This window comes from Hymenobacter agri, assembly GCF_054778495.1.
The window spans coordinates 1-2,998 of sequence record NZ_BAAGZM010000531.1; the positions used below are offsets into that span (position 1 = coordinate 1).

Genomic DNA, 2,998 nt, shown 5'->3' on the forward strand with positions numbered 1-2,998 from the left:
CTTGCCGGCCCGCGTGCGCGGCAGCCCCAGCCGGAACACCGCGCAAGCCAGCAGCAGCACCGCCAGCCCGATGCCGCTCCACAACAGCCGGTTTTCAAGCAGATAGCCGCCCAGGTAATTCGCCACCTGCGAGTTGCGCTCAGCAATGGTCCAGTACTTCACGTCGAGGTTTTTGGCCACGATGCCGAACGGGTCGAGCATGGCAAACAAGTGGTCGCTGGTAACCCGTTCGCTGAATTGCAGCGACAACTGGTAGCCCACAAACAGCACAATTCCACCCAGATACACTACCAGCGGCGAGCGCAGCAGCAGATACGCCGCAAAAAACAAGCTCCCCGCAAACAGCGCATTAACCCAGCCCGCCGCCAGCAGCGGTGCCATCAGCCCCAGCACCGGCACCGGCCCCAGCTTGCTGGCTTCCACCCACGGCGCGAGCATGCCCAGCAGCGCCCCCACCGCCGTGCCGCAGGTAATGAACCACATGGCCAGCAGCGAACCCACAAAGCGCCCGCCCAGGTAGGCCGGCTTGGGCAGCGGCGTGGTATACAGCAAGCCCGTCATCTGCTCCTTGTCGTCGCGGTACACCGGCGTGCCCAGCAGCGCCGCCGTGATGAACATGCCGAAAATGGAGGAGATGAAATACAGGTTCGCCAGCGCGTCGGGCGCGTTCACGTGCACCTTCGGGCTGGAGTTAAACCCGAAGTCATCCACCGTTTGCGACAAAAACGCAAACAGCGCAAAAACCCCGAAATAGAGGTAGGTAGTCGGCTGCGCAAAACGGTAGCGCAGCTCGAAGCGGAGGGTATGGAAGAACATGACGGCCCGGAGTTAAAGCGTAGCGGCCTGTTGCTCCCGCCGCGCCAGGCGGTGGAAATACACGTCTTCCAGCGTCGCCTCCACGGGCTGGAACTGCCCGTTTATCGGCACTTCGCTGAACACCCGCACGATGGGCTGCCCGGCCACCAGCTTCGACGAAATCACGTCGTACTCGCCACGCAGCTGGGCCAGGGCCGCCTTTTCGGTTTTGGTGCGGTACACCTTGCCCCGGATTTCGCCAATCACCTCATTGGGAGAGCCCGTGGCCACCACCTCGCCGCCGGCAATAATGGCCATGTTGGGGCACAGTTCGGTCACGTCGTCCACGATGTGCGTGCTGAGAATCACCACCACGTTCTCGCCAATCTCGCTCAGCAGGTCCAGGAAGCGGTTGCGCTCAGTGGGGTCGAGTCCGGCCGTGGGCTCGTCCACGATAATGAGTTGTGGCGCGCCCAGCAGGGCCACGGCAATGCCAAAGCGTTGCTTCATGCCACCCGAGTAGCCGCCCACCGCCTTCTTGCGCATGGCCCAGAGGTTGGTTTGCTGCAACAGATTCTCTACGGCGGCCTTGCGCTCGGCCGCGTCGCGCAGGCCCTTCAGTCCGGCAAAATAGTCGAGCAGCACTTCGGCGCTCACGTTGGGGTACACGCCAAACTCCTGCGGCAGGTAGCCCAGCACGCGGCGCACCGCGTCCTTGTCGGCCAGCACATCGATGTCGCCGAGCCGGATGCTGCCACTGTCGGGCTCCTGCAGCGTGGCAATGGTGCGCATCAGGCTGCTCTTGCCCGCGCCGTTGGGCCCGAGCAAGCCGAACATACCGTTGGGAATGGTGAGGTTGATGCCCCGCAGGGCGCGCACGCCGTTGGGGTAGGTTTTCGATAAGTTGCGGATGCAGAGTTCCATAGAAGTGAAGCAGTTGAGGACGATGGCAAAAGTCGGCGCCGCTGTCAATCCGGGCTTTTGAAATCCGGGCGAATGCATTTCAATTTGTTGCATCACGAAAAAATAACGTCATGCAAACGATATTTTATGCTGCATGCATAACATATTTTTCAATCGTGCGTATCTTTGTCCCAGTAAATCAACCCAAGGCCGCTGGCCCGCATCCGATGAAAAAAACCACTGCTATCTCCGTGTCCTCCCTCCTGCTGCTGAGCGGCGTCAGCTACCTGGCTGCCAAACTGGCCGACCTCGACCTGACGTTCTTCTTCCACGGCGACGACGACCACCACCACTACTGCTAAGCGCTGATTATTACCGCTATTTATCGTTATTCAGTTTATTAGAGTGAATCAGCCCGGCTTTCGAGTCGGGCTTTTTTATTGCGGTTTCGGCCAATGCGGCGGGCCCGGCTGGTTCGGCGCGGCTTTTGGAACCTTGCCCGCGCCACGGCGTAACCCGTGGTGCTGTTTTTTCACGGCGGCGGGCGCGCCACGCTGCCCCGCCGCTTCACTCATTTCCCTCCCCGGTTTTTATGAACCTCGATTCCCACCAGGCTCAGGTGAGCTACATCATTGGCCGCGACCTGGCCCGCAATTTCGCCCAGCAGGGCCTCGACCTCGATGTGGACACTCTGGCCGGCGCCCTGAAAGAAGGCCTGCAGGGCCTCCCCAGCCGCCTCACCCAGGAGCAGATGCAAGCCGCTATGCAACAGCTGCAGGAGCAGATGGGCGGCGCCGAAGACGACAACACCCAAGACCCCGAAACCATGAAAAACAACAAAGCCGAAGGCGAAGCCTTCCTCGCCGAAAACGCCAAGAAGCCCGGCGTGACCACCCTGCCCAGCGGCCTGCAATACGAGGTAATCACGCAGGGCACCGGCCCCAAGCCCACTCTGCGCTCGTCGGTAACGACGCACTACCATGGCACGCTGATTAACGGCACCGTGTTCGACAGCAGCTACCAGCGTGGCCAGCCCGCCACCTTCCCCGTGAACGGCGTGATTGCCGGCTGGACAGAGGCCCTGCAGCTCATGCCCGAAGGCTCGAAGTACCGTCTCTACATCCCCTCCGACCTAGCCTACGGCAAGCGCGGCGCGGGCCGCGACATCCCCGGCGACACGGCCTTGATTTTCGACGTGGAGCTGCTGAAAGTAAACAACTGAGCGAGCGTGGCGGCGGGAACCTCTCCCGCCGCCACCCGCACGGCGGCCCCCACCTGGAGCCGCGCCAGCAGCACCATC

General features: G+C 61.9%; 3 protein-coding genes. 1 reads left to right on the plus strand and 2 read right to left on the minus strand.

Annotated elements, in window-relative coordinates; genetic code table 11:
• Both ACYVDE_RS18845 and ACYVDE_RS18850 read right to left on the minus strand, forming a co-directional pair.
• Positions 1 to 816: ABC transporter permease (locus ACYVDE_RS18845; RefSeq protein WP_460503091.1), on the minus strand; the 816-nt coding region annotated here is incomplete at its 3' end.
• Between the two features lie 12 nt (positions 817 to 828).
• Positions 829 to 1,719 carry an ABC transporter ATP-binding protein gene (locus ACYVDE_RS18850; protein ID WP_460503092.1) on the minus strand — a complete coding sequence of 297 codons (891 nt, stop codon included), beginning with the start codon at positions 1,717 to 1,719 and terminating at the stop codon, positions 829 to 831.
• Between the two features lie 571 nt (positions 1,720 to 2,290).
• Here ACYVDE_RS18850 and ACYVDE_RS18855 point away from each other — a divergent pair.
• Positions 2,291 to 2,920, plus strand: coding sequence for a peptidylprolyl isomerase (locus ACYVDE_RS18855; RefSeq protein WP_460503093.1), 630 nt, complete (start codon positions 2,291 to 2,293; stop codon positions 2,918 to 2,920).
• Positions 2,921 to 2,998 lie beyond the last annotated feature (78 nt).